The organism is Methylobacterium sp. Leaf102 (genome assembly GCF_001422425.1).
GTDB lineage: Bacteria > Pseudomonadota > Alphaproteobacteria > Rhizobiales > Beijerinckiaceae > Methylobacterium.
Map to the genome: position 1 here is coordinate 399658 of NZ_LMMX01000012.1, position 24009 is coordinate 423666.

21 protein-coding genes are annotated in these 24009 nt (G+C 72.0%); 13 read left to right on the forward strand and 8 right to left on the reverse strand.

What is annotated here, in order from left to right:
- Window positions 1–21: 21 nt before the first annotated feature.
- The 4 genes from ASF27_RS10020 to ASF27_RS10035 form a co-directional block, all read right to left on the reverse strand.
- On the reverse strand, window positions 22–396 hold the full coding sequence (locus ASF27_RS10020; protein ID WP_056170483.1) for a YciI family protein: 375 nt from the start codon (window positions 394–396) through the stop codon (window positions 22–24).
- Between the two features lie 139 nt (window positions 397–535).
- Window positions 536–859, reverse strand: a complete 324-nt coding sequence (locus tag ASF27_RS10025) for a hypothetical protein (protein WP_156398846.1) — start codon at window positions 857–859, stop codon at window positions 536–538.
- A 153-nt stretch (window positions 860–1012) separates the two neighbouring features.
- The gene (locus tag ASF27_RS10030) at window positions 1013–2344 is read right to left on the reverse strand and encodes an aspartate aminotransferase family protein (RefSeq protein WP_056359658.1); all 1332 of its coding nucleotides are present in this window, start codon (window positions 2342–2344) and stop codon (window positions 1013–1015) included.
- Between the two features lie 96 nt (window positions 2345–2440).
- Window positions 2441–3166, reverse strand: a complete 726-nt coding sequence (locus tag ASF27_RS10035) for an OmpW family outer membrane protein (protein ID WP_056359661.1) — start codon at window positions 3164–3166, stop codon at window positions 2441–2443.
- A 353-nt stretch (window positions 3167–3519) separates the two neighbouring features.
- Here ASF27_RS10035 and ASF27_RS10040 point away from each other — a divergent pair, with 353 nt between their 5' ends.
- The 9 genes from ASF27_RS10040 (at window position 3520) to ASF27_RS10080 (ending at window position 15107) form a co-directional block, all read left to right on the forward strand.
- Complete coding sequence (locus ASF27_RS10040) at window positions 3520–4851, forward strand: GGDEF domain-containing protein (RefSeq protein ID WP_056359664.1); 1332 nt, start codon at window positions 3520–3522, stop codon at window positions 4849–4851.
- Window positions 4852–5646: 795 nt separating this feature from the next.
- On the forward strand, window positions 5647–7659 hold the full coding sequence (locus ASF27_RS22695; RefSeq protein ID WP_056359666.1) for a WecB/TagA/CpsF family glycosyltransferase: 2013 nt from the start codon (window positions 5647–5649) through the stop codon (window positions 7657–7659).
- A 7-nt stretch (window positions 7660–7666) separates the two neighbouring features.
- Window positions 7667–9220, forward strand: coding sequence for a hypothetical protein (locus ASF27_RS10050; RefSeq protein ID WP_056359669.1), 1554 nt, complete (start codon window positions 7667–7669; stop codon window positions 9218–9220).
- A 186-nt stretch (window positions 9221–9406) separates the two neighbouring features.
- Window positions 9407–10744 carry an MFS transporter gene (locus ASF27_RS10055; protein ID WP_056260826.1) on the forward strand — a complete coding sequence of 446 codons (1338 nt, stop codon included), beginning with the start codon at window positions 9407–9409 and terminating at the stop codon, window positions 10742–10744.
- A gap of 10 nt (window positions 10745–10754) precedes the next feature.
- Complete coding sequence (locus ASF27_RS10060) at window positions 10755–11879, forward strand: metallophosphoesterase (RefSeq protein WP_056359671.1); 1125 nt, start codon at window positions 10755–10757, stop codon at window positions 11877–11879.
- Window positions 11880–11933: 54 nt separating this feature from the next.
- Window positions 11934–13202: an arsenic transporter gene (locus ASF27_RS10065; RefSeq protein ID WP_056359674.1), complete on the forward strand. Its 1269-nt coding sequence runs from the start codon at window positions 11934–11936 to the stop codon at window positions 13200–13202.
- Window positions 13203–13279: 77 nt separating this feature from the next.
- Window positions 13280–14209, forward strand: coding sequence for a DMT family transporter (locus ASF27_RS10070; RefSeq protein WP_056359676.1), 930 nt, complete (start codon window positions 13280–13282; stop codon window positions 14207–14209).
- Window positions 14210–14586: 377 nt separating this feature from the next.
- The gene (locus tag ASF27_RS10075; protein ID WP_056088527.1) at window positions 14587–14817 is read left to right on the forward strand and encodes a hypothetical protein; all 231 of its coding nucleotides are present in this window, start codon (window positions 14587–14589) and stop codon (window positions 14815–14817) included.
- Window positions 14818–14840: 23 nt separating this feature from the next.
- Window positions 14841–15107: a BrnA antitoxin family protein gene (locus ASF27_RS10080; protein ID WP_056304557.1), complete on the forward strand. Its 267-nt coding sequence runs from the start codon at window positions 14841–14843 to the stop codon at window positions 15105–15107.
- 57 nt (window positions 15108–15164) lie between these two features.
- On the opposite strand, the gene ASF27_RS10085 is transcribed toward ASF27_RS10080, so the two are convergent.
- Both ASF27_RS10085 and ASF27_RS10090 read right to left on the reverse strand, forming a co-directional pair.
- The gene (locus ASF27_RS10085) at window positions 15165–15701 is read right to left on the reverse strand and encodes a YaiI/YqxD family protein (protein WP_082478935.1); all 537 of its coding nucleotides are present in this window, start codon (window positions 15699–15701) and stop codon (window positions 15165–15167) included.
- Window positions 15698–16771, reverse strand: a complete 1074-nt coding sequence (locus ASF27_RS10090; RefSeq protein ID WP_056170519.1) for an adenylate/guanylate cyclase domain-containing protein — start codon at window positions 16769–16771, stop codon at window positions 15698–15700. Before ASF27_RS10090 ends, ASF27_RS10085 begins: the two co-directional genes overlap by 4 nt.
- 242 nt (window positions 16772–17013) lie before the next feature.
- Between ASF27_RS10090 and ASF27_RS10095 the strand changes: the two genes are divergently transcribed.
- Window positions 17014–17853, forward strand: coding sequence for an aldo/keto reductase (locus tag ASF27_RS10095; protein ID WP_056170522.1), 840 nt, complete (start codon window positions 17014–17016; stop codon window positions 17851–17853).
- 91 nt (window positions 17854–17944) lie between these two features.
- Here ASF27_RS10095 and ASF27_RS10100 read toward each other — a convergent pair whose 3' ends face one another.
- Window positions 17945–20140, reverse strand: coding sequence for a transglycosylase domain-containing protein (locus tag ASF27_RS10100; RefSeq protein WP_056359681.1), 2196 nt, complete (start codon window positions 20138–20140; stop codon window positions 17945–17947).
- A 211-nt stretch (window positions 20141–20351) separates the two neighbouring features.
- Here ASF27_RS10100 and ASF27_RS10105 point away from each other — a divergent pair, with 211 nt between their 5' ends.
- Window positions 20352–21218, forward strand: coding sequence for a type 1 glutamine amidotransferase (locus ASF27_RS10105; protein WP_056359683.1), 867 nt, complete (start codon window positions 20352–20354; stop codon window positions 21216–21218).
- On the opposite strand, the gene ASF27_RS10110 is transcribed toward ASF27_RS10105, so the two are convergent.
- Complete coding sequence (locus tag ASF27_RS10110) at window positions 21203–22309, reverse strand: acyltransferase family protein (RefSeq protein WP_056260838.1); 1107 nt, start codon at window positions 22307–22309, stop codon at window positions 21203–21205. The two genes, ASF27_RS10105 and ASF27_RS10110, sit on opposite strands and share 16 nt — an antisense overlap.
- Before the next feature lie 255 nt (window positions 22310–22564).
- On the opposite strand from ASF27_RS10110, the gene ASF27_RS23080 reads away from it, so the two are divergent.
- Both ASF27_RS23080 and ASF27_RS10115 read left to right on the forward strand, forming a co-directional pair.
- Window positions 22565–23038: a hypothetical protein gene (locus ASF27_RS23080; RefSeq protein ID WP_244480968.1), complete on the forward strand. Its 474-nt coding sequence runs from the start codon at window positions 22565–22567 to the stop codon at window positions 23036–23038.
- A 138-nt stretch (window positions 23039–23176) separates the two neighbouring features.
- Window positions 23177–23989: an IS5 family transposase gene (locus tag ASF27_RS10115; RefSeq protein ID WP_056359690.1), complete on the forward strand. Its 813-nt coding sequence runs from the start codon at window positions 23177–23179 to the stop codon at window positions 23987–23989.
- Window positions 23990–24009: the final 20 nt, after the last annotated feature.

The following is a 24009-nucleotide window of genomic DNA, read 5'->3' on the forward strand; positions in this document are numbered from 1 at the left end:
ACCGTCACGGGGTCTAAACCATCACGCCGTTGCGGCGGCGGCGAAATCCGCCTCCTCGAACAGCGGCCGGATCTCGATGGTGCTCGGGCCGGGCATCGGATTGGGGCAGCGTCGGACCCAGGCCACGGCCTCGTCGAGGCTGGCGACGTTCCAGATCCAGAACCCGGCGACGAGACTCTCGGTGTCGGCGAACGGCCCCTCGGTGACCGTGCGGTCGGGCCCGTCGAAGACCACCCGCCGCCCGCGCGCGGACGGGTGCAGGCCCTCGCCCGAGAGCAGGATGCCGGCCTGCATGAGCTCCACGTTGAACCGGCCCATGGCTTCGAGCAGCTCCAGGGACGGCATGGTGCCCGCCTCGCTGTCGGCCGTCGCCTTGACCAGGATCATCACGCGCATCGATCGCTCCCCGTAGACGGGCCGGTCCGTCTCCCGCGAGGTTAGGCCGCGGGTGCGAAAAGCGAAAGCCGCCTTTGGGCGGAGACGGGGCGGCCGGGCCGAGGGGCGTCGGCGGGCCCGGCGAATCGCGCCCGCGGGCTCAGGCGACGTTGCGGCCGGCGGCGGGCCTGCCGACGCGGGGCGTTCCCGAAGCGGACCGGCCGGCGGCCTCCCGGGCGCGGTCGTGCACCTCCAGGCTGCGCAGGGCCGCCACCATGGCGTCGGTGCGGTCGTGGAGATCCGGCGGCGCGGCCGCGCGCGCCGCCGCGGCAGCGTTGCGGCGGGCGAGATAGAGGGCGGCCGCGAGAGCGGCGAAGCTGCCGCCGAAGGGGGCGGACACCACGGCGAGCGCTATGCTGGTGGGCGCCACGGCGGCGGCCGTGCCGAGCCCCGCCGCGATGGCTACGAACATCAAGGGGAACATCGGCGCCTCCGGCAGTCGGGAAGACTGCCCGAGGCGGCAGGTCCCGGCCACCATTCACCCGCCACGGGGTTACCGAAGGGTAAACGCGCGGCCTACCGCTTTCGGGGGGCCCCCAGGCGGGGAGGCCCGGGGGCCCTCGGACCAGCTGGACCCTCACGCCATCCGCGCGATGGCGTCGCCGAGGATCGACACCATGGTGTCGATCTGCCCTGGCTCGACGATGAGGGGCGGCGACAGGGCGACAATGTCGCCGGTGACCCGCACCAGCAGGCCGCGCGCGAAGCAATCGACGAAGACGTCGTAGGCCCTGGCCCCCGGCGCGCCGTCGCGGGGCGCGAGTTCGATGCCGGCGACGAGGCCGAGGGTGCGGACGTCGATGACGTGGCGCGCGTTGGCCAAGCCGTGCACCGCCTCCGCCCAGGTCTCGCTCAAGCTGGCGGCGCGGGTGAGGAGACCCTCGCGGGCGTAGATGTCGAGGGTGGCGATTCCGGCCGCGCACGCCGCCGGATGGCCCGAATAGGTGTAGCCGTGGAAGAGCTCGATGGCGCCCTCCGGCCCGTGCATCAGGGCGTCGTGGACGGTGCGGCTCGCGAACACCGCCCCCATGGGCAGCGCCCCGTTCGTGAGGCCCTTGGCGGTGGTGACGAGGTCCGGCACCACGCCGAAATAGTCCGTGGCGAAGGGCGTGCCGAGGCGGCCGAAGCCGGTGATGACCTCGTCGAAGATCAACAGGATGCCGTGGCGGGTGCAGATCGCGCGCAGGCGTTCGAGGTAGCCCTGCGGCGGGACCAGCACGCCGGTTGAGCCGGCCAGGGGCTCGACGATGCAGGCCGCGATGGTCTCGGCCCCGTGCAGCGCCACGAGGCGCTCGAGGTCGTCGGCGAGCTCCGCCCCGTGCGCGGGCTGGCCCCGCGTGAAGGCGTTGCGGTCGAGGTCGTGGGTGTGGCGCAGATGGTCGACAGCCGGCAGCAGGGGGAAGACGCGGCGGTTGTTGACGAGGCCGCCCACCGAGATGCCGCCAAAGCCGACGCCGTGGTAGCCGCGCTCGCGTCCAATGAGCCGGGTGCGGGTGCCCTGGCCGATGGCGCGCTGGTAGGCGAGGGCGATCTTCAGGGCGGTGTCGACGGATTCCGACCCCGAGCCCGTGAAGAACACCCGGTCGAGACCCGCATCGGGCCCGCCCGGCGCGATGGCGGCGAGGCGTTCCGCGAAGTCGAACGCGATGGGATGGCCCATCTGGAACGAGGGCGCGAAGTCGAGGGTGGTGAGCTGGCGCTCCACGGCCGAGGCGATCTCGCGCCGTCCGTGACCGGCGTTGACGCACCACAGGCCCGCCGTCCCGTCGAGGACGCTGCGTCCGTCCGTCGCCGTGTAGTGCATGCCTTGCGCCGCCGCGAGCATGCGGGGCGCAGCCTTGAACTGCCGGTTGGCCGTGAACGGCATCCAGTAGGCGTCGAGTTCGGGGGCGTTCGCGCTGGCGGGCATGCTGGTCCTCTCGTGTCGGAGCGAGATGACCCGGGTTCGCATCCGCGAACAAGATCTTTTGCACCGCCCTCCCCCAGGACGGCGCCGTGGCACCCGTCAGAAACGGTAGCCGAGCCCGGCACCGAGGACGAGCATGTTCAGGTCGGTCTTCACCTTGACCCCGGCGATCTCGTACGCGACGGGCGGCACGAAGACGTACTTGACCATGACGTTCGCGAACCAGTTGCCGGTGAGGTGATGGTCGAATCCGGCCTGGAGCAGCGGGCTCGTCTGCGACGGCACCGTGAAAGCCGGGATCCCCGCCGCCGGACGGACGGCGACGGGCGTTGTCGCGCTGACGCCGACGCCGAGATACGGATTGAAGCGCGCGCCCGGCAGGAAATGGTACCGCACCACGCCGGAGACGGCCGCATTCCAGATCGATCCGATCGCGATGTCGCCGACGAGCGAATCCCGAATCATCGGCCTGGTCCGGATCGCCCCGGCCTGCCCCGAGACGGCGATGTGATCGGTCAGGAAATAGGACAGGTCGACATCGGGCAGGAGGGCGGCGGGCGTGTCGATCCGGCCGCCGATGGCCTCGATGCGCGAAGTCCGCTCGGTCGGCACCATGCCGATGATCCGGCCGTGCACGAGCCAGTCCCCCGCCCGCAGGCCGACCGCCGCCGGGAGGGGCTCCACCGCCGGCTCGGCGCCGCGCACCGCCGTGCCTGCGAGGCACAGGGCGGCCGCGAGGGACAGGACGCGGGCCCGCGAGAGACCGGGCTCGACGAGACCGCCTCCGACGAGGGGAGCGATGGACGAGGTCTCGAACGTCGACATGGGCGTGCTTTCGGGGGTCCATTCCGCAGGGGGAGTCCGGCGGTCACCGGAACGGGCGGGACCCGGCCGTTCCGGGGGCGCAGTCTCGCGATGCGCGCCCAGCAAAAGTCCTATGACGGGAAACTTTCGAAACCCTGACTTGCATGACTAGATTCAGAGCTGATCTCTGAATCGTCCGACTAGGAATTCATTAGAGTTTCGCGTGCAAACTCAGTCGAACAGAGAGAAATCCAGTTTTCGCTTTCTCCAGCGTAGCGGCCGATCGAGTTCGAGATCTTTCTTGGGGGCAAGGCGACGGGCGCCGGGTTCACCAGGTATCCGTCGGAGCAGGTCGCTCAAGAGAACCGTGCGTCATGTTGCTCGACCTTGCCACACTGCATTTCGCCAGCGCCGCAAGTCGATGCGCCTACGTGATCGTCTTCCTCGTCATGGCGCTCAGCCAACGTGGGCAGACCTATCTGTGGCAGTGGATGGGGGCCATGGGCGCGTCGATGGCCGGGTCGTTCGTCATGATGGGCGTTCCACCCGAGACCCTGCCGTCGGTTCCCGTCACGATGGTGGTGTACTGGCTCTACGGCGGAAGCCTCGTCCTCGCCTGGACGGGGTTTCGCAGCTTCTTCGGCCGGCCGGTGAACATCGGCCTCGGCGTCCTCCTCTGCGCCCTGCCGGGCCTGGTCTATCCGGCCATCCTCGCCGCCGGCCTCTCCGGCCGGCTGGCGCTGACCGGCGTCTTCGCCTCCTGCCTCGTCGTGGCGCTCCTGTCGCTCCACGAAACCGTGCGCCGGACGGCCGGAATGGCACGGCTGTGGTCGCAGTACATCGAGACTCTGGCCTTCGCCTGCTACACCCTGGCCTTCCTGCTCTCCATCGCGATGCTGCTCGGCACCGACATGCCGATGGCCTCGGCGGAGAGCGCCCGCGGCTCCCTCATCCTCGATCAGATCACCGGGGTCTTCGTCTATTTCGGCTTCGTCGCCATGGCGGCGGAGCGGGCCAACCGCAATCTCCTCCGCCTCGCCGAGACCGACCCGCTCACGGGCCTCTACAATCGTCGCGGCCTGCAGCAGGCCCTGCAGCGCCGCGTCGCGTCCCTCGACGGGCGGTCGCCGGCCGGCCTCCTCATCGCCGACATCGACCACTTCAAGGCCATCAACGATCGTTACGGCCACGAGAGCGGCGACCTCGTCCTCACCGCCTTCGCGAAGCGGGTGCGAAGCACCTTGCGGGCGACCGACATCGTGACCCGCTGGGGCGGCGAGGAATTCCTGGCCGTGCTGCCCGGGGTCACCCCACAGGAACTCGCCGCCATCGCCGAGCGCCTGCGGGCGAGCATCGCCGATCAGCCGTTCCCCCTCCGCAGCGGCCCCCTCCCGGTCACGGTGAGCATCGGCACCGCCACCCTGAATCTCGGCGACGACAGCTTCGAGCGCGCCACAAAGACGGCCGACGCCGCCCTGTACGAGGCCAAGACCCAGGGCCGCAACCGGATCTGCGCCGGCTCGTCCCCGCCGGATGCCTCGTCCCAGGACGCCCTATCCCGAGACGCCCTATCCCGAGACGCCATATCCCGAGACGCCACAACACCGGACACCACGCAGCACGGGGCCGCAGCCCAGGACGTGCCCCCGCCGGGCGCCCTCAGGCGGCGCGCGGATAGCGTCCTCGCCGAACCCCACCCGGCGTGAGCCTTTCCCCGCCGGGAAGGGGTTCGGAAACCGTTGCGGGCGCAGAGCGGGTCCGCGTCGGCCGGCCGGCGCTTCCCCTCGCCGAGGTCCTCGACGTGAAGCGGGTTCCGAGACGCAAGACCGCAGACCGCCCACACGACACCGGGCGGGGCCCGCCCGTCGCGGCCGGCGCCGCATGTGGCGTCGGGAGGGCATGGGTGGCCGACGCCGCATGTGGCGTCGGGAGGGCATGGGTAGCCGGCGCGGCACTTGCAGTTCCCGCTCGCCCCCACCCGCCCCTTGCCCCGGAGCGGGACGGGGTGCCCCCCGCACGGAGCACGAGACGTGAGCCTCGACAGACCGGTGCCCCGGACCATCCGGGCGACTGGTGCCCCTTCTCCCTCACCGGACGGCCGCAGCGCCGGCGCCAATGCCCTAGGCGAGGCTTCGCCGGGGGCAGGGGCGCCCCGTGGCGCAGCGGAGGCCGGCGCCTCCCGCGGGGTCATGGCGGTACGCGGCCCCGGAGCGGTGATCCGAAACGGGATCGTCCGCGGCGCCGGTCGGGCGAGCGGCGGCGGGCCGATGGATCGTTTCACGCCCATCGTTGGCGTTTCGCGGGGTTTCGACGCAGAACCGGAGGCCACGCCCACGCAACCTGTCGAGGCCGCCCGCCGCGATGAAAGCCTGACGATGCCCCCGATCGCGCCACCACCAGGTTCCCCTCCGGGGGGGACAGGCGCCCCCCTGGGGGGGGCAAGTGCCCCTCCGGGAGGTGTGAGCGCCCCTCCGGGAGGTGTGAGCGCCCCTCCGGGAGGTGTGAGCGCCCCCCTGTCCGTGGACGGTCAGTTCATCAACGTCGCGAGCCTCGCCGGGGCCGTGGCCACCGTGCGGGCGCGCGCCGCCACGGGGCACGGCTTCACGTTCTTCACCCTCAACCTCGATCACCTCGTCAAGCTGCGCGACCATGCGGGCTTCCGTGACGCCTACCGCGCCGCCACGTTCGTCAGCGCGGACGGCTGGCCCGTGGCCCTCCTGGCCGGGCGCGGCGCGTCCCGCCGGGACCCGCCCCCCGTGCGGGTGACCACCGGCGCCGACCTCGTCGTTCCCCTGTGCGCCACGGCGGCCGCCGACGGCGTGCCCGTGTACCTGTTCGGCGCCACCGCAGAGAGCCTGGTCGAGGCCGCCGCCGTCCTACGAATGGCGAGCCCGAACCTCGACATCCGCGGCTGGCACGCCCCGCCCTTCGGCTTCGATCCCCTGTCGCCGGCGGCCGACGCGGATGCCGACCGGATCGCGGCGTCGGGCGCGCGCCTCGTCTTCGTGGCCCTCGGTGCGCCGAAGCAGGAGCTGTTCGCGGCGCGCGCCGCGATGCGCCACCCGGGGCTCGGCCTCGTCTGCGTCGGCGCGGCCCTCGATTTCCTCTCCGGCGCCCAGGTACGGGCGCCGCGCCTCGTCAGGACGGCGCGCCTCGAATGGCTGTGGCGGCTGGCGCATGCCCCGAAGGCCCTGACCGGACGCTACGCGCGCTGCGCCGCCCTGCTCTTCAGCCTCACCACCCTCGAGCCGGCCCTGCGGAGGCTCGGCCTCGGCCACGGGCCTGACGACGGCCCGGACCCGACCGGCCCACCGTGCCACAGCCTGTGCATCATCGACACGATGGACCCGCGCAGTGCGGAGACCGGCCGTGTCGCGGGCTGGATCCACCGGATCCTGCGCCACCGCCCGGCGGATGTCTCGGTGCTGTTCGTCGGCACCGACGCCGTCGGCGACTGCGCCCTCGGCGTGGTCCGGCCCCTCGAACGCGACGGGCGGCCCTTCGACTTCCTCCCCGTCGCGCGCAGCCGGGGCGACGATGCGCCCGCGGGGCCGGGCCTCACCCTGCGGGTCGGGCTCGGCACTCTGCGCCATCGCCGGGCGATCCGGCGCGCCCTCGGGCCGGGCCCCGCCACCGCCGACCTGCACCGCTTCGGCCTCGCCCCCCTGGCGCGGCTCCTCGGCCTGCCCGCCATCCAGACGATCCACGGCGGCGACCGGGGGGAGGCCTCGGACCGGTCGTCCGGCTTCGTCCGCACCCTCGGCGAGCGCTTGGCCCTGCGCTGGGCCACCGCCATCGTGTGCGCGGACCCGGCCGTGGCCCGGCGCATGGCCGCGCGGTTTCCCGGGGACCTGCCGAAGGTCGAGCCCCTCGACGGCGCGGTCGAGCCATGCCTGCCCCGGGCCCACCCCTTCGCCTGCGACGACGGCGTGTTCCGCCTGTTCGCCGCCACCCCCGATGCCGGCGTGGACCCCACCCTGGTGGTCGCGACGGTCCTGGCCCTGCGCGCGCGCCTCGAAGGTCGGGTGGCGCTCCACCTCGTCGGCGCCGGCGACCCGGACTCCTGGCCGGGTTTTGCGGCCATCCGCGACATCACATGGCGTCACGACGGGGCGGACGCGGACGGCATCGCCCGGATCCTGGCCCCGTGCCATGCCGGCCTCGCCGTCGCGTTCTCGCAGGACAGGCCGGGCCTGCTCCTCGCGGGACTCGCCGGCGGACGCCCCTTCGGGGCACTGCGCCCGGCCGGGTCGGAGGCCCTCGAAACGGTGGAGGCCCTCGTCGACGCCGGCACCGGCGGCTTCCTGGTGGAGCGCGGCGCCGATACCGGTGCCGCGGCGGACCGCCTGGCCGAACGGTTCGTGCGGTTGTGGGACGCGATCCGCCAGGGGCGCGTCGACCCGGAGGCGCTCCACGCCCGGGCCGCGTCCCACGTGGTCGCGGGCCGGCTCGGCCGGCTGTTCGCCCGGCACCGCGCCGCCCAAGGCACCGCCCTCGCCGTGACCGCGGCCTGAGCCCGCGATGGCGCGCGCGATCGCCCGGACCGTCGGTGTTCGCCTCGACGGGCATGCGCCGCGCCGCTGGCACCTGCGCCTCCTCGACGCCCTCGCGGCCCTGCCGGGGCTCGACCTCTCCGTCTCCCGCGCGCCGGGACCGGGCGGCCTGCCGGACAACGCCGCCCTGCTGTTCGCCGTCGAGGCCCGCCTTCGGCGCCTGCCCGGCGGCGGCCCCGCCGCGCCGGTTCCGCTCGCCGCCCTCGCGGCCTATCCGGATCTCGGGCCGACCGGCCTCGTCCTCGACCTCTGCGGCGACGTCGCCCCGGCACCGGGGCGCCGGATCTGGCGCCTGACCTTCGACGGGGCCTGCGGGGAAGCCGCCCTCCTCGCCGCGCTGCTGGCCGGGCGCGCGCCCGTCGCCGCCCTGAGGGAGACGGAGCGCGTCGTCGCCGCCGGGTGCCTCGGCACCGAATCCCTCACGGTGATGCGCACCGCGTTCGAGGACGGCCTCATTCGCACCGTCGACCTGATCCGCGCGGCGCTGATCGGCGAAGCGCTGGGCGAGAGCGGTTGCGCGCCCGGCGCGTCGCTCCGGATCCCCGAGCCGCCGGCTCCGACCGACCTGACCGTCGCCGCCATCGGGGCCCGCGCCGGCGGTCTCCTCGCCCGCGCGGTGGCGGGGCACCTGCATCGCCTGTGCTACCGGGCGCCGCATTGGCGCGTCGCCTGGCGCCCCCTCGCCGGCCCGGACCTCGTCGATCTGCGCCAGGTGCCGGGGGGCTGGCGCGACCTGCCCGACGACGGCCTGCGCTTCTACGCCGATCCGTTCCCCCTGGTGCATCGCGGCCGCACGATCCTGTTCCTCGAGGAATACCCCCACGCCACGGGAAAGGGCGTCGTCTCGGCCGTGGCCTTCGGCCCGGACGGCCCCGAGGGCGTGCCCGTTCGGGTGCTGGAGGAGGCCCACCACCTCTCCTACCCGTTCGTGTTCGAACGCGACGGCGCCCATTGGATGATCCCCGAGAGCGGGGACAACGGCACCGTCGACCTCTACCGGGCCACCGCGTTTCCCGGCGGCTGGGTCAAGCACGCGACCCTGATCTCCGGCGTGACCGCGAGCGACGCGACCCTCCTCGAGCGGGACGGGCGGTGGTGGCTGTTCGCCAGCGTTCGCGCGCACGGCCCCGGCGAGCCCCCGCGCGCGGCGCGCGGCGCCTATTCGGACGCGCTGCACCTGTGGTCGGCGCCTGATTTCCGCGGGCCGTGGACACCGCATCCGCGCAACCCCGTCCTCATCGATTTCGGGGCCGCGCGCCCGGCCGGCCGCATCGTCCTGCGCGACGGCGCCCTGATCCGCCCGGCACAGGATTGCCGGCGCGGCTACGGCGAGGCCCTGTCGCTGGCCCGCATCGACCGCCTCGACATGGCGGGCTATGCCCAGACCGTGGAGACCACCCTGCGGGCCGGGGCGGGCTTTCCCGGCCATCGGTTCCACACCCTCAACCGCACCGACGACTTCGAATTCGTCGACGGTTCGGGCGCCGCGCCGCGCCGCTGGTTCAGGCCCCGGTCGTCGTGAGTCGGGCCGGCCGCGCGCGGCCGGGGCTCTCGGGTGTACGAAACACACGATAATTTAATCCGCCGCCCCGGAACCGAATTCGTCACCGCGGGATTTGCGAGCGCTGGTCAAGCTCGGCCTCACGCCGAACCGTGCCCCGCCCCCCCGACGAACTCACGACGTCCGCGACGTCAGGAAGGGCTCATCATGTCAGAGCCGCACACCTCCGGCGGCGCCGTCGTGCGCACGCCCTCGGCCCGATCCCTGCGCGGACTCGACGCCCTCAACTTCTTCCTCGCCGACGTGCGCGACGGCCTCGGGCCGTATCTCGCCATCTACCTCATCGCCGTGCGGGGGCCGGACCAGGGCTGGAACGAGGCCACCACCGGCCTGATCATGACCATCGCGGGCATCGCCGGCCTCATCGCGCAGACGCCGGCCGGCGCCCTCATCGACCGGACCAGCGCCAAGCGCGCCGTGGTCATCGCCGGGGCCATCGCGGTGACGGCGAGCTGCCTCCTCCTGCCGTTCATCTCGAACTTCTACCTCGTGGCCGCGACCCAGTCGGTGGCCGGCATCGCCGGGGCGATCTTCCCGCCGGCGCTCGCCGCCATCACGCTCGGCGTCGTCGGCCCGAAGATGTTCGCCAAGCGCATCGGCCGCAACGAGGGCTTCAACCACGCCGGCAACGCCGTCTCGGCGGCCATCGCGGGGGGCACGGCCTACTTCTTCGGCCCCATCGTGGTGTTCTGGCTCATGGCGATCCTGGCCTTCTGCAGCATCGGCGCCATGCTGATGGTGCCGGCCGACGCCATCGACGACGACCTCGCCCGCGGCCTCGACCACGGCGAGGGCAAAGCCAAGTCGAGCAAGGCCGAGGCCGCTGGCGAGGAGCCTTCGGGCTTCACCGCGCTCCTGAAGAACAAGTACCTCGTGCTGTTCGCGGTGTTAGCGGCCCTGTTCCACCTCTCCAACGCGGCGATGCTGACCTCCGTCGGCCAGCTGCTGACCAAGCTTTCGGGCAAGGACAACGCCACCTCGCTCATCGCCATCTGCATCGTGGCGGCGCAGCTCGTGATGGTGCCGGTGGCGGTGTTCGTCGGCGCCAAGGCCGACGCCATCGGCCGCAAGCCGATCTTTCTCGCCGCCTTCGGCGTGCTCGCGGTGCGCGGCGTGCTCTACACCCTGTCGGACAACCCGTTCTACCTCGTCGGCGTCCAGCTCCTCGACGGCATCGGGGCCGGCATCTACGGCGCCCTGTTCCCCCTCGTGGTCGCCGACCTGACCCGCGGCACCGGGCGGTTCAACGTCTCGCAGGGGGCGGTCGCCACGGCCCAGGGCCTGGGCGCCGCCCTCTCGGCGACGCTGGCCGGCGTCATCATCGTCTCGGCGGGCTATTCCACGGCCTTCCTGGCGCTGGCCGCCATTGCGGCCGCGGGCTTCGCCCTCTACCTCTTCGCCATGCCGGAGACCTACGGCTACGAGCCCGGCCGCCACGACGCCTCCGGCGGGGGCGCGGCGCCCGTGCCGGCCGCGGCGGTCTAGGCGGGTTTCCATGTCGGCCCGCGACGACCTCCTCGCCTTCGCCCATATCGGCGACCTGCACCTCACCGAAGCGGACGCGCCCAACGCCCGCGACTTCACCGCCATCGTGGACCAGATCAACGCCGCCGACGGGCTCGATTTCGTCTACCTGCCGGGCGACAACGCCGACAACGGCACGCCCGCGCAATACGCCCTCGTGCGCGCGGGCCTCGACCGGCTGCGTCTGCCGGTCCACGTGATCACCGGCGACCACGACGTCGAGGGCGGCAGCCTCGACGCGTTCTATGCCGGCCTCGACGCGCGGCCCCTGCCCTACGCCATCGACGTGTCGGGCCTCCGCTGCCTGTTCCTCGACATGAGCGGCCCCGGTTACGGCGGACCCGACTTCCGCCTCGGCGAAGCGCAGCTCGCCTGGCTGGAGCACGAACTGGCGCAGGCCGATCGGGAGGCCCGCGACTGCGCCCTGTTCATGCACACCTACCCGGCCGACCTCGCGGGCGACGGCGAGGCGGAGCGCGTGGCGCACCTCGTCTCGAACGGGCGGGTCCGCCTCGTCGAGATGGGCCACACCCACTACAACGAGCTCGCCAACGACGGTCGAACGGTGTTCGCCGCCACCCGTTCGACCGGACAGATCGAAGAAGGCCCCGTGGGCTACGCCGTCGCCGCCATCGACCGGGGCGTGGTGAGCTGGCGCTTCAAGGACCTGGTCCGGCCCTGGCCGTTCGTCCTCGTCACCGCCCCGGCCGACCGCCGCCTCGCGCACGACGCGGCGCATCCCGAGCACATCGTCGGCGAGACCCTCGAGGTCCGCGCCCTCGTCCTCGGCGCGGCCCCAGTCGCCGCCTGCAGCGTCAGCGTCGACGGCGGTCCCTGGCAGGCGATGGTTCGGGCCGAGGGCGACCGGCGCTACCGGGCCCGCATCGCCTTCCCCCACCACGCCCGCCGCCTCGTGGTGCGGGCGGAGGACGCGGCCGGCGGCACGGACGAGGATGCCGTCGAGCCCGCCCGGGATGCGGCCGGCATCCCGGTCTCGAAGGGCCTCGGCAGCGATGCCGACGCCGTCGGCGCCTGGCCCGAGAAGGGGATCCTCGGCACGCAGCTCGGTCCCAACCGCAACGGCCGGCCCTGGTAGGCACCCGCCCGACCCCCACGCCGCCTCCCAGTGCCTCGACGGACCAGCCCGATCATGTTCGCTCTACCGATGACGCCCCATCTCGCCACCTGGATCATCGCCGGGCTCGCCACCCTCGGGGTGATCGTGCGTCCGTTCGCGTGGCCCGAGGCCGTCTGGGCGGTGCTGGGGGCCGCCGCCCTCGTGCTGCTCGGCCTGATCTCGCCGGAGACCGCCTGGGAGGGCGCGCGCAAGGGCACCGACGTCTACCTCTTCCTCGTCGGCATGATGCTGATCTCGGAGGTCGCCCGGCAGGAGGGCTTGTTCGACTGGCTGGCGAGGATCGCGGTGCGGGCGGCCGGGGGTTCGGCCACCCGGTTGTTCCTCCTGGTCTACCTCGTCGGCACCGTGGTGACGGTGTTCCTCTCCAACGACGCCTGCGCGGTGGTGCTGACCCCGGCGGTCTACGCCGCCACCAAGGCGGCCCGGGTCGAGAACCCGCTGCCCTACCTGTTCATCTGCGCCTTCATCGCCAACGCGGCGAGCTTCGTTCTGCCGATCTCGAACCCGGCCAACCTCGTCGTCTACGCCACCCACATGCCGCCGCTGATGCAGTGGCTCGCCCGGTTCGCCCTGCCGTCGGCCCTGGCGATCCTCGCCACCTACGCGGTCCTGCGCCTGACCCAGAACGCGGCGCTCAAAGCGCAGACCGTGGCGCGGGACGTCGAGGCGGTGCGGCTGTCGGGCACCGGCAAGGTCGCGGGCGCCGGCATCGTCGCCACGGCGGGCGTCCTGCTCGCCGCCTCCGCCTACGGCCTGGAACTCGGCCTGCCGACCTTCTGCGCCGGCCTCGCCACCACCCTGGTGGTGCTGGCCATCAAGCGCGGCGGCGCCGTCGACGTGGTGAAGGACGTGTCGTGGAGCGTGCTGCCCCTGGTGGCCGGCCTGTTCATCCTCGTCGAATCCCTGGAAAAGACCGGCGTGCTGGCGATGATCGTCGCCTGGCTGAAGGCGGTGGCCGAGGCCTCGCCCGGACAGGCGGCCTGGGGCGGCGGCCTCCTCGTCGGCGTGCTCTCCAACGTCGTCAACAACCTGCCCGCCGGCCTCATCGCGGGGGCTGCGGTCCAGGCGGCGGACGTGCCCGAGCGGATCGCCGGCGCCATCCTCATCGGCATCGACATCGGCCCGAACCTCTCCGTCACGGGGTCGCTCGCCACCATCCTGTGGCTCACCGCCATCCGCCGCGAGGGCCAGGACGTGAGCTTCTGGCGCTTCCTCAAGCTCGGCCTGCTGGTGATGCCGCCGGCCCTGATCCTGGCGCTCGCGGGCCTCCTGCTCGTCTGACGGCCTGCGTCCTGTGGGACGGCCTCGGCTCGTCCGACCGCCTTCCGCTTCCTCGAACTCCCGCCCCAAGGCCGCCCGTGAACCCCGCCCTCCTCTATCCCTTCATCCTCTTCGCGGGCGTCCTCCAGGCGCTCGGCAATTCCATGAACGCGCAGCTGCGCGGCCGGCTGGTGAACCCGTGGCTCGCCGCCACGGTGTCGTTCCTGCCCATTGTGTTCGTGTTCGCGACCCTGTTCCTCGTGATGCCGACGCCGCTCCCGACCCTCGAGACCCTCGGTAAGATGCCCTGGTACGCGCCGCTCGGCGGCGTCGCCGGCGCGGTGGCGGTGTTCGGCGGCCTCGCCTTCATCGACAAGGTCGGGGCGGGCCCCTTCAACGGCCTGACGCTGACGGCCAACATCCTGGCGTCGCTGGCCATGGACGCGTTCGGGCTGTTCGGGCTCCAGGCCGGCGGGTTCAAGGTGATGCCTTGGCTCGGCGGGCTGCTGATGGCGGTGGGCGTCGTGTTCATCGCCCGCACCACGGCGGACAAGGAAGACGGCAAGGCCGAGGGGCACGGCCTCAACCCGAAGCTGCTCTATCCCTTCATCGTCGGCGCCGGCATCCTGCAGGCGGTGGGCGTCGTCTGGAACGCCGGGCTGCGCGGCGCCCTCGTGAACCCGTGGCTCGCCGCGACGGTGTCGTTCCTGCCCGTGGTGTTCGTGTTCGCCCTCGTCTTCCTGCTGCGGCCGACGCCGCTGCCGACCCGGGAGGACGTCGCCGGCGTGCGCTGGTGGATGCCGCTTGCCGGCATCACCGGCGCGGTGGCGGTGTTCGGCGGCCTGCTGTTCGTCGACAAGGTGGGGGCCGGCGCCTTCAACGGCCTGCTCATCACGGCGAATCTCCTGACCTCGGTGGCCCTCGATCATTTCGGCTGGGTCGGCATGCGCCAGGTCAAGGCCGGGCCGTCGCGGCTCGGCGGCGCCGCCCTGATGGTGGCGGGCATCGTCCTCATCTCGCTGTTCTGACCGGGACGCCCCCGGTCGAGCGGCAGGCGCGGCCCGTGCCCGGCCGCGCCTGCCGCAGACCAGGAAGCGCGAAAGGGCGGGCGGATCACGCAGATTCGTCCTGTTTTCGTCGCCGAACGTGCGGTTTAAGTGCGGATAAGCACCGGGACCATTGGCCTTTTCCGGCCGCACCGTGCTAAACGGAACCATCCCGCCTGAAGCCGATCCGCGCGAAGGTGTGTGGACTAGCCCCTCCGCCGCGCGACCGTCGCCCATGCGCGGTCCATCCGGTGCGTGTCGTGGCCTCGACGGTCGCAGAGCCGCGCGCGTTCCTCGCGCTGCGGCCCGCCCTCGCAGCCGTGCGCGATCCTTCAGGAGGGGTCGAGGATAGGAATGCAATGAGCGACGAGACCGACGCCCGGACCCGATCCGAAGAGCGTGCCGAGCGGGCCGAGCGGATGGCCAAGGAAGGCGCCGAGGCCATGGCCGAGCATATCGCCTCCGTTAAAGCCGTCGACGAGCGCACCGTGAAACTGCGCGCCCTGCGCCTCGCCAAGGAAGCCGCGGACGCGGAAGCCAAGGCCGCGGCGGCCGCCGCCGCGCCGCCGAAGCGCAAGCGCTCGTCCTGAGACCCGCGTCGGAGGATCGACCCATGGCATTCGAGCGCTCCCGTCGTCCGAGCGACCCCCGTCAGGCGGCCGAGGCCGCCTTCAAGGCCGCGACCACCAAGGCCCCCGAGGCGGCGCCCGCCGCACCGGCCCGCCCCGCCCCGACGTCCCAGGCAGGCCCGGCCGTGCCGGGTGCGCGCGAGATGGTGACCCTGCGCCTCGACCGCGCCGTGCTGGAGCACTTCCAGAAGGACGGCCCCGGCTGGCAGGACCGCGTCAACGCCGCCCTCAAGGCCGCCGTCGGTCTCTGAGGGTTGCCGTCGGCCTCTTAGGTTACCGTCGGCTTGTGAAGGCCGTCTTCGGCCTCTTTAGGCCGACGCCGGGCCCTGGCCGAACCCGCCGCGCTTCAGCCGCATCACGACGCGGTCGAGGGTGCCGAGATAGGCCGAGCGGTCGCGGGCCGAGAACGGCTTCGGGCCGCCCGTAACGGCGCCGGCCTCGCGCAGATCCTGCATCAGGTTGCGGGTGGCGAGCGCCATGCCGACGGAGTTCTCGCTGAACGGCTTTCCCGTCGGCGCGATCACTTCGGCGCCGGCCTTCACGCACCGGGCGGCGAGCGGCACGTCGGCCGTGACCACGATGGCGCCGGGCCGCGCCCGCTCGGCGATCCAGTCGTCGGCGGCGTCGAACTTGTCGCTCACCACCACGCGCTCGATCCAGGGTTCCCGCGGCACCTGCAGGAAGCTGTTGGCGACCACCACCACGGTGAGGCCGTGGCGCCCCGCCACCCGGTAGGTCTCGTCCTTGACCGGGCAGGCATCGGCATCGATGTAGACCACGATCGTGCGGGCCTCGTTCTCCGAAGTTCCGTTCTTCGGGGCATCGTTCTCCGGCGCGTCGCTCATCGGGCCGCCACCGTGCGGCGGGGGAGGACGACCGGTTCCGTCCGCGTCACCGGCACGATGCGTTCCAGGGTCGAGACGTTCATGGGCTGGCCGCGTCCGCGCAGGGCATGCGCCCCCAGGGACCGGGCGGCGATGCCGGCCGGCAGGTAGGGCAGGCGCGCCAGGAGATCGTCCGACACGAGGATCTCGGTGCCGAGCGGCCGGCACAGGGATTCGATGCGGGCGGTGACGTTCACGGCGTCGCCGAAATACGCGATCTTGTGGCGGTCGACGCCGACTTCCGCCGTGACCACCGAGCCGCCGTGCAGCGCCGCCCGCAGGCGCGGCACCGTGCCGAATCGCGCCCGCCACGCCTCGGCCTCCGACTCGATCCGGTCCATCACGTCGAACACGCAGGCGACGCAGCGCGCGTTCTTCAGGCCGCGCGCCATGGGCCACGTGATCATCGCCATGTCGCCGATGTAGTCGTCCGTGGAACCGCTGTTGCGGCGCACGGGCTCTGCCATGGCGGCGAAGACGGCGCCGAGATAGGCCTGGGCCGTCAGGTCGCCGTGGGTCTCGGCGAACGCCGTCGAGCCGACGACGTCGAGGAACAGGAAGATGCGCTCCTCCCGCACCGGGCGGTGGTAGCGCCCGACGAGGAAGTTCACGAACACCTCGCCGCCGATGAGGTCGCGCATCCGGATCACGAAGACGAGGAGCGCCGAGACGGCGAGGCTGTAGGCCAGCACCCGGGGGGTGATCTTGATCGCATGGGAGAGATCGTCGTCGGTGAGCCCGAGCGACCAGACCACGAGGCCGCCGAGGGCGATGCCGGCGGCGATCATGAGCACGTAGGCGAGTTCGGCGGCCGGCACGTAGAATTTCGCCGGCAACCGCCGCATCCGCACCTGGAGTCCGCCGAGGATCAGGCCCCGGTCGAAGGCCAGGGTGGTGGCGCCGACGCACAGGCCGTAGGCGAGCCCGGCGAGCGGGGTCGCGCCCCCGGCGAACAGGACGTTGTAGAGCAGGCCCGCCCCGCCGCAGGCGACGAGGATGAGAACCCAGAACCAGCGGTGCTGCGGCAGCATCAGGCGTGATCCGGGATGCGGAAGGTGTGGCGGGATTCGGCGCGGGACGGGAACGGAGCGGCACTGCCCACGGGACATCCCTCGCGATGGTGCCGGCGCCACGCGGGCGGCGCTGTCGAAGCGGAACCGTACGCCCCCTGCACACCGTCGCATGATGGCGCCAGTATGGCCGCGCCGCCTCGGCTGCGTCGAATGCCGCCCGGCCGCGTTGGGAATGGACGCAACGGGGAAAGGTCGGGACGATGAGGCAACGCGGGTTCGGCGGCACGGGCCGCGACGTGGCGGTGATCGGCCAGGGCACCTGGCGCCTCGACGACGACGACCGCGCCCGGGCACTGGCCGCCCTTCGCGCCGGGCTCGATGCCGGCATGACCCATATCGACACCGCCGAGATGTACGGCGACGCCGAGCCCCTCGTCGCCGAAGCCATCGCGGGCCGGCGCGAGACCGTGTTCCTCGTCTCCAAGGTGCTGCCGTCGAACGCCTCGCGCGCCGGCACCATCGCGGCCTGCGAGCGCTCCCTCCAGCGGCTCGGCACCGACCGCCTCGACGGCTATCTCCTGCACTGGCCGGGCTCCCACCCCCTGGAGGAGACGATCGCGGGGTTCGAGACCCTGAAGGCGAGCGGCAAGATCCTGTCCTGGGGCCTGAGCAACTTCGACGTGGACGGCCTCGATGCGGTGCTGCACCTCGCGGGCCCCGGGGCCATCGCGTGCAACCAGGTGCTGTATCACCTGCAGGAGCGCGCCATCGAACACGCCGTCGCGCCGTGGTGCCGGCGCAACGGCGTCGCCCTGGTGGCCTACTCGCCCTTCGGCAGCGGGGCTTTCCCCGATCCCGGCAGCCGGGGCGGCCGGGTGCTCGCCGGCATCGCCGAGGCCCACGCCACGACCCCGCATGCCGTGGCCCTCGCCTTCCTCACCCGCCACGACGGCGTCTTCGCCATCCCCAAGACCGCCTCGCCGGATCGCGCCGTCGCCAACGCGACGGCCGGTGACCTCGTGCTCTCGGCCGCCGAGATCGCCGCCCTCGACGCCGCGTTCCCGCGCGGGCCCCGCCCGCGCCATCTGCCGATGCTGTAAGGTCGGTGGAGAAAGGGCGCATGGAATGCGCCCCGGGGACGCCGGTTCTTCGCTATCGTGATCCCCATCGACAGGGTGCCGGACGCCTCCGCTACTCCCCGACCCCGAACAGCTTCTCGAGGAAGTTCCGGTCGTCCTGGCTCGGGCCGGCGCGGCGCGGGGCGGCGGCGGCGACGCGCGGGGCGGGTTGGGGCTCGCCCAGCAGGGCGCCGAGGACGCCGCCCGGTCCCCCGGTGGCGCCCGTGGTGGCCGGGGCCTCGGCGGGGGCGCGGTTGCGCCAGCTCTTGGCACCGGGCAGCATCACCGGCGTCTGCCCCTTGAGCGCCGTGGTCATGTAGGCCTTCCAGACCTCGCCCGGCAGGTTGCCGCCCGAGACCTTCTTGGTCGACTCGCCATCGTCGTTGCCGAGCCAGACCCCCGTCACCAGGGTGGCGGAGTACCCGACGAACCAGGCATCGCGAAAGTCCTGGCTGGTGCCGGTCTTGCCGGCGAGATCCCAGCCCGGCACCTCGGCTTTCTTCGCCGTGCCGGTCACGAAGGTCTCGTGCATCATGGCGTTCATCATCGAGACGGCGTTCGGCTCGATCACCCGGCCGAGGCCGCCGTCTTTCCGCTTGTAGAGAACCTTGCCGTCGGCCGCCTTCACGCTGGCGATGACGTACGGGATCACGCCCGTGCCGCCGTTGGCGAAGGTCGCGTAGGCGCCCACGAGTTCCAGCGGCGTCACCTCCGAGGTGCCGAGCGCGATGGAGCCGTTGGCCTGGAGCGGCGACGCGATGCCGAGGCGCTGGGCCGTCTGCACCACGGTCCTCGGGCCGACCTCCTGGCCGAGGCGCACGGCGACGGTGTTGAGGGAGAGCGCCAGGGCGTCCCGCAGGGTCACGGGCCCGCGATAGTCCCGCGAATAGTTCTCGGGGTTCCAGCCCTTGATGTTGACCGGCGCGTCCTCCCGCACGGTGTCGGGGGTCAGGCCGTGCTCCAAAGCCGCGAGGTAGACGAACGGCTTGAAGGCCGAGCCCGGCTGGCGCTTGGCCGTAGTGGCGCGGTTGAACTGGCTCTGGGCGTAGTCCCGCCCGCCCACCAGGGCGCGGATCGCCCCATCCGGCCGCAGGGAGACCAGGGCGCCCTGGCCGACGTTGAACTTCGCGCCCTTGAGGTTGAGCTCGTCCACCAGGGCCTTCTCGCCCGCCGCCTGCAGGGTGGTGTCGACGGTGGTGGCGATCACGATGTCGGATTCGAACTTCGGCAGGAAGTCGTCGAGCACGTCCATGACGAGGTCGGCGACGTAATTGGCCGAACCGCCGCCCCGCGCGCCCGCCGGCCGGGCCGGTTGCGCCAGCGCCGCCTTCACGTCCGCGGGCTTGGCGAACCCGAGATCCTCCATGGCGGCGAGCACCTGGGCGGCACGGGCCTGGGCGGCGGGCAGGTTGCGGTTCGGCGCCAGTCGCGACGGCGCCTGGACGAGGCCGCCGAGCATCGCGGCCTCCGCCAGCGTCACGGCCTTGGCGGGCTTGCCGAAGTAGCGCTGCGCCGCCGCCTCGACGCCGTAGGCGCCGGCGCCGAAATAGACCCGGTTCAGGTAGAGCTCGAGGATCTCGTCCTTGGTGTATTTGTGCTCCAGCCACAGGGCCAGGATCGCCTCCTGGATCTTTCGCGAGGCCGAGCGCTCGGGGGTCAGGAACAGGTTCTTGGCGAGCTGCTGCGTCAGGGTCGAGCCGCCCTGCGACACGCCCCGGCGGGTGATGTTCTGGGCCATCGCCCGGGCGATGCCCACGGGATCGACGCCGAAATGCGCGTAGAAGCGCCGGTCCTCGATGGCGACGAACGCGCGCGGCAGGTACGGCGGCAATTCCTTGATGCCCACCACCCGGCCGCCGGTCTCGCCCCGGTTGGCGAGCAGCGAGCCGTCGCTCGCCAGGATCGCGATGTTGGGCGGGCGCTTGGGCACCGCCAGCTGGTCGATGGGGGGCAGCTGCGAGGCGTGGTAGGCCACGAGCCCGGCGATGCCGATGCAGGCCCACAGGCCGAGCACCACGCCCGCATAGACGAAGCGGCCGAGCAGCGAGCGCCGCCGGGCTTTTCGCGGGCGCGCCTTCGCGGGCGCCGCGGCGCGCTCCGGTGCCTCGGCGCGCCGTCCCTTGGTCTCGGTTGCCCGTCGTGCCACGCCGCCCCCTGCGCGATCGGCCCGCGACAGGCGCAGGTCGAGGCTGGCCGGGTCCGACGCGCGCCCCTCGGGCACGTCGAAGTTCGGCTCACCCCGCCCGTCGCGTCCGCGTCCCTTCGCCATGCGCCCCGCTTCAGTCCCGAACAATCCCACCCGTGGGCGTGCCCCGGTTCCGCACGGTAAATACGGCGGGTTTAAGGGTTCCTTAGCGCTGCCGGAATGGCGACGGTTGCCCCCCGGGTCCGCTCGGGCGTGCGGCGACGCGCCCGGTCCCCGAACCGGAACGGCCCGGCCCGCGCGCCGTTTTCCGTGTCCTTCCGGCCAGGACCCCGCGATGCTCAACCTCCTCGTCGCCGACGGCAACGACCGCGACGGCCGTGCCCGGCACACCGACGCCACCGGGTCGACCTCGGCTGAATCCTACGCGGCGATCCTCGGAGAGATCGCCCGGGCGCGCGGCGGGGCGGCCTGCACCTGTACGCTCGTCAGCCCGGCCGATGCCGATGCGGCCCTGCCCGAGGGCACGGAACTCTCCGCCTATTCCGGTCTCGTGATGACGGGCTCGACCCTCAAGCTCGCCGACGGCTCCCCGGCGGTGACCCGCCAGATCGACCTCATGCGGGCGGCCCTGGCCGCCGGCCTTCCGGTCTTCGGCTCGTGCTGGGGCATGCAGGTCGCCGCCGTGGCGACGGGGGGCGAGGCCGGACCCAACCCGAAGGGCGGCGAGTACGGCTTCGCCCGAGACCTCGAGCCGACGCCGGCCGGGCGCGCCCACCCGCTGCTCGCCGGCCGGCCCGACCGCTTCGACGCCCCGGCGGTGCACGGCGACGCGGTGCTGCGGCTGCCCGCCCACGCCACCCTGCTCGCCAGCAACGCCTGCTCGATCCAGGCCATCGCCATCGTGCACGGGCCGGGCGTGTTCTGGGGCACGCAGTACCACCCCGAGACCGACCTCGACGTCCTCGGCATCATGCTGCGGATGAGCGCAGCGGAGATGATCGCGGACGGCCAGTGCGCCGACGAGGCGGCGGTGGCGGCCTTCGCCGACGACCTCACCCGCCTCCACGCCGACCGCGCCGGGCATCCGGACCTCCTCGCCCGCCACCGCCTCGACGCGCAGATCCTGCAGGACGCCGACCGTCGCCGCGAGATCGGCAACTTCCTCGACCTGATCGCGATGCCCCGTCAGGCCGCCGCCTGAGGCGCCAGCCCCGACCGGACCGGTGCGCGCTCGGCCACGATGTGGAAGGCGGCCGGGCGGCGGAAGAGGAATGACAGCCGGGTGTGCCGGACTAGGCGCTCGAGGCCGAGGGGCACCAGCACGGCGACGAGGGTGACAACGAGGCTGGCCCAGCCCACATCGGTGATCGCCCCGGTCTTGACGATGAGGGTGCGGGTGAGCGCCATGGGCAGGAAGAACCCGAGATAGATGGCGATGGAGCGGCTGCCGCAGGCGCGCAGGGCCGCCGTCACCGGACCGCCGGCCAGGGTCAGGAGCGACGCGCCGGCCACGATGGCGAGCGCCCCGACGCCGCCCAGGACGAGGCTCAGGCCGGGCAGGCTCGCGAGGGTCGGGTGAGCGGTGCCGCCCGAGGGCGTGAAGACCAGCACGCCCTCGACCAGGGCCCAGAGCCCGAGACCGGCGAGGGCTGCGCGCGGATGGGCCCGCACCCGGGCGGCGAACCCGAAGATCCGCTCGGCGAACAAGTAGCCGACGACGAACCAGACGTAGCGCGAACAGAACTCCTCCAGGAGGTAACTCTCCGTGTGCACCGGCACGACCTGCAGGGCGGCAGCGGCCCCAAGGAGCAGGGGCCACGGCACCCGCCGCAGCAGCTTCGTCACCACGGAGAACACCGCCAGCAGGTAGATGAACCACAGGGTCGAGTACGGCTCCACGAGGGCCAGGGCGAGGTGCTGCGCGAAGGCGCCCGGACCCGCCCCCTCGGTGATGGCGCCGTACTTGGCGAGGGACTGGATCACCACCCACAGGAGGTAGAAGTAGGCGAAGTGCACCACCCGGCGGTCGGCGAACAGGCGCCAGTCCCGGTCGATCACCCGCCCGAGGAACAGGCCCGACAGCAGGAAGAAATCCGGGATGCGGAACGGTTTCGCGAAGGCCACCACGTGGTGGAGGAAGCCCTCGCTCACGAGTCCCGCCGCGGCCAGATCCGGCGGCGTCATGGCCTCCCCGGTGCCCAGGGTGGAATGCATCATCACCACGAGGACGATGCACAGCCCCTTGGCGACATCGACCCAGGCGAGCCGCCCGGCACCTGCCCCCTGCTCCATAGCCTCGCGCTCTCCCATCGGTTTGGGGGCGATCCTCTCGCCGTATTTGTAAAGGCCCGGATACCGGCGGGGGCGCGGCGCCGGCCCGCCTCGGATCGTGGCGAAGGCCGGGTTAAGAGTATGCGACGGAATTCCGACCACTTGGGCCTGTTCAGGGCGGAAACTGATCTCTTAGGATCAGCTCCTCGTTTCCCCACAGCTCGCTCGCCGAACTCTGATCCTCAGGGTAAGCTCGGCATCGAGCAGGAGGTCCCGGTGCCGAAGAAGATTGCGCCCGACTCGACGATCGCAACGGTTTGGCCACATCTCGTACACCAGCGAAGCTACGTTGCCGGTGTCTTGAATAAGGTCCGGCTCTGCAACAAGGAGCACGGCAACGCCTTCGTGAAGATTGGCGTCACCGGCTCGGGCCAGAAGCCTTGTTATCGCGTTTTTCATCTAGAAGCCGATGGGTCTGAGACGATATTCGGCTCCTACTGGGACATGCACGATACGCTCGAAAACGAGCATGCTCTAAATGCGAACTGGAGTATCGCGGCGATGAGCTATGAGGAGGTCCACGCTCTTATGATCGATAAGAGCCCGTCCGATAATGTCCGGCCGGGGTTGAGTGGCCGGGATGGCGGTGATTCCAGAAGGGTGCTGAAGCCTCATCTGGACGTGCCATGTGGACCCCGACCACTCGCCGGCAGCATAGCCGTGCGCGCCTGCGCTACGAAACCGACCTGACGGATACGGAATGGGCGGTGATCGCGCCCATGATGCCAGAGCCTGCCCTAAGAGCCCGTCCGATAATGTCCGGCCGGGGTTGAGTGGCCGGGATGGCGGTGATTCCAGAAGGGTGCTGAAGCCTCATCTGGACGTGCCATGTGGACCCCGACCACTCGCCGGCAGCATAGCCGTGCGCGCCTGCGCTACGAAACCGACCTGACGGATACGGAATGGGCRGTGATCGCGCCCATGATGCCAGAGCCTGCCTCGCGTGGYCGCCCGCCCGTCTGGACCATGCGAGAGGTGCTGAACGCGATCTTCTACGTGCTGCGCGGCGGGATCGCGTGGCGGCTGATCCCAAAGGATCTCCCTCCGCGCAGCACGACGTTCGGCTACTTCAGCCGCTGGCGGGACGAGGGATTGTTCGGGCGGATCAACCACACCCTGGTTRTGGCCGACCGGGAGCGGGCCGGGCGCGAGGCCTCGCCGACGGCGGCCGTGCTCGATAGCCAGAGCGTGAAGACCACCGAGAGCGGCGGCCCGCGCGGCTACGACGCTGGAAAGAAGGTCAAAGGCCGCAAGCGTCAGGCGCTCGTCGATACGGACGGACGCGCCCTCGTCCTCGATCCGCAGCCCGCCAGCATCCAGGATCGCGATGGAGCCGGACCGGTGCTATGCCTGTCGCGTCGCACTTTCCCGTTCATCGTCAGAGCCTTCGCCGATGCAGGCTATGCGGGTGACAGGCCGGCCACGGCCACGATCATCACCGTCGACATCGTGCGCAAACCCAAGGATCAGGTCGGGTTTGCCGTGCATCCGCGCCGATGGGTGGTCGAGCGCTTCTTCGGCTGGATCAGCCGCAATCGCCGCCTCTGGAAAGACCCGGAAGCGACCCTCGCCTCAGCTCAGGCCTTCCTCTACGCCGCCGCCATCATGATCCTCGTCCGAAGGCTGGGCCGAGCGTCATGACTTATCGGACGGACTCTAAG

Excerpts from the sequence above, each read along its gene's own strand:
- ASF27_RS10050 (WP_056359669.1), top strand. The coding sequence starts at position 7,667 with ATGGCGCGCGCGATCGCCCGGACCGTCGGTGTTCGCCTCGACGGGCAT.
- ASF27_RS10035 (WP_056359661.1), bottom strand. The coding sequence starts at position 3,166 with ATGTCGACGTTCGAGACCTCGTCCATCGCTCCCCTCGTCGGAGGCGGT.
- ASF27_RS10060 (WP_056359671.1), top strand. The coding sequence starts at position 10,755 with ATGTCGGCCCGCGACGACCTCCTCGCCTTCGCCCATATCGGCGACCTG.
- ASF27_RS10090 (WP_056170519.1), bottom strand. The coding sequence starts at position 16,771 with ATGCTGCCGCAGCACCGCTGGTTCTGGGTTCTCATCCTCGTCGCCTGC.
- ASF27_RS10110 (WP_056260838.1), bottom strand. The coding sequence starts at position 22,309 with ATGGAGCAGGGGGCAGGTGCCGGGCGGCTCGCCTGGGTCGATGTCGCC.
- ASF27_RS10095 (WP_056170522.1), top strand. The coding sequence starts at position 17,014 with ATGAGGCAACGCGGGTTCGGCGGCACGGGCCGCGACGTGGCGGTGATC.
- ASF27_RS10085 (WP_082478935.1), bottom strand. The coding sequence starts at position 15,701 with ATGAGCGACGCGCCGGAGAACGATGCCCCGAAGAACGGAACTTCGGAG.
- ASF27_RS10055 (WP_056260826.1), top strand. The coding sequence starts at position 9,407 with ATGTCAGAGCCGCACACCTCCGGCGGCGCCGTCGTGCGCACGCCCTCG.
- ASF27_RS10080 (WP_056304557.1), top strand. The coding sequence starts at position 14,841 with ATGGCATTCGAGCGCTCCCGTCGTCCGAGCGACCCCCGTCAGGCGGCC.
- ASF27_RS10040 (WP_056359664.1), top strand. The coding sequence starts at position 3,520 with ATGTTGCTCGACCTTGCCACACTGCATTTCGCCAGCGCCGCAAGTCGA.
- ASF27_RS10065 (WP_056359674.1), top strand. The coding sequence starts at position 11,934 with ATGTTCGCTCTACCGATGACGCCCCATCTCGCCACCTGGATCATCGCC.
- ASF27_RS10075 (WP_056088527.1), top strand. The coding sequence starts at position 14,587 with ATGAGCGACGAGACCGACGCCCGGACCCGATCCGAAGAGCGTGCCGAG.
- ASF27_RS10020 (WP_056170483.1), bottom strand. The coding sequence starts at position 396 with ATGCGCGTGATGATCCTGGTCAAGGCGACGGCCGACAGCGAGGCGGGC.
- ASF27_RS10100 (WP_056359681.1), bottom strand. The coding sequence starts at position 20,140 with ATGGCGAAGGGACGCGGACGCGACGGGCGGGGTGAGCCGAACTTCGAC.
- ASF27_RS10030 (WP_056359658.1), bottom strand. The coding sequence starts at position 2,344 with ATGCCCGCCAGCGCGAACGCCCCCGAACTCGACGCCTACTGGATGCCG.
- ASF27_RS10105 (WP_056359683.1), top strand. The coding sequence starts at position 20,352 with ATGCTCAACCTCCTCGTCGCCGACGGCAACGACCGCGACGGCCGTGCC.
- ASF27_RS10025 (WP_156398846.1), bottom strand. The coding sequence starts at position 859 with ATGTTCCCCTTGATGTTCGTAGCCATCGCGGCGGGGCTCGGCACGGCC.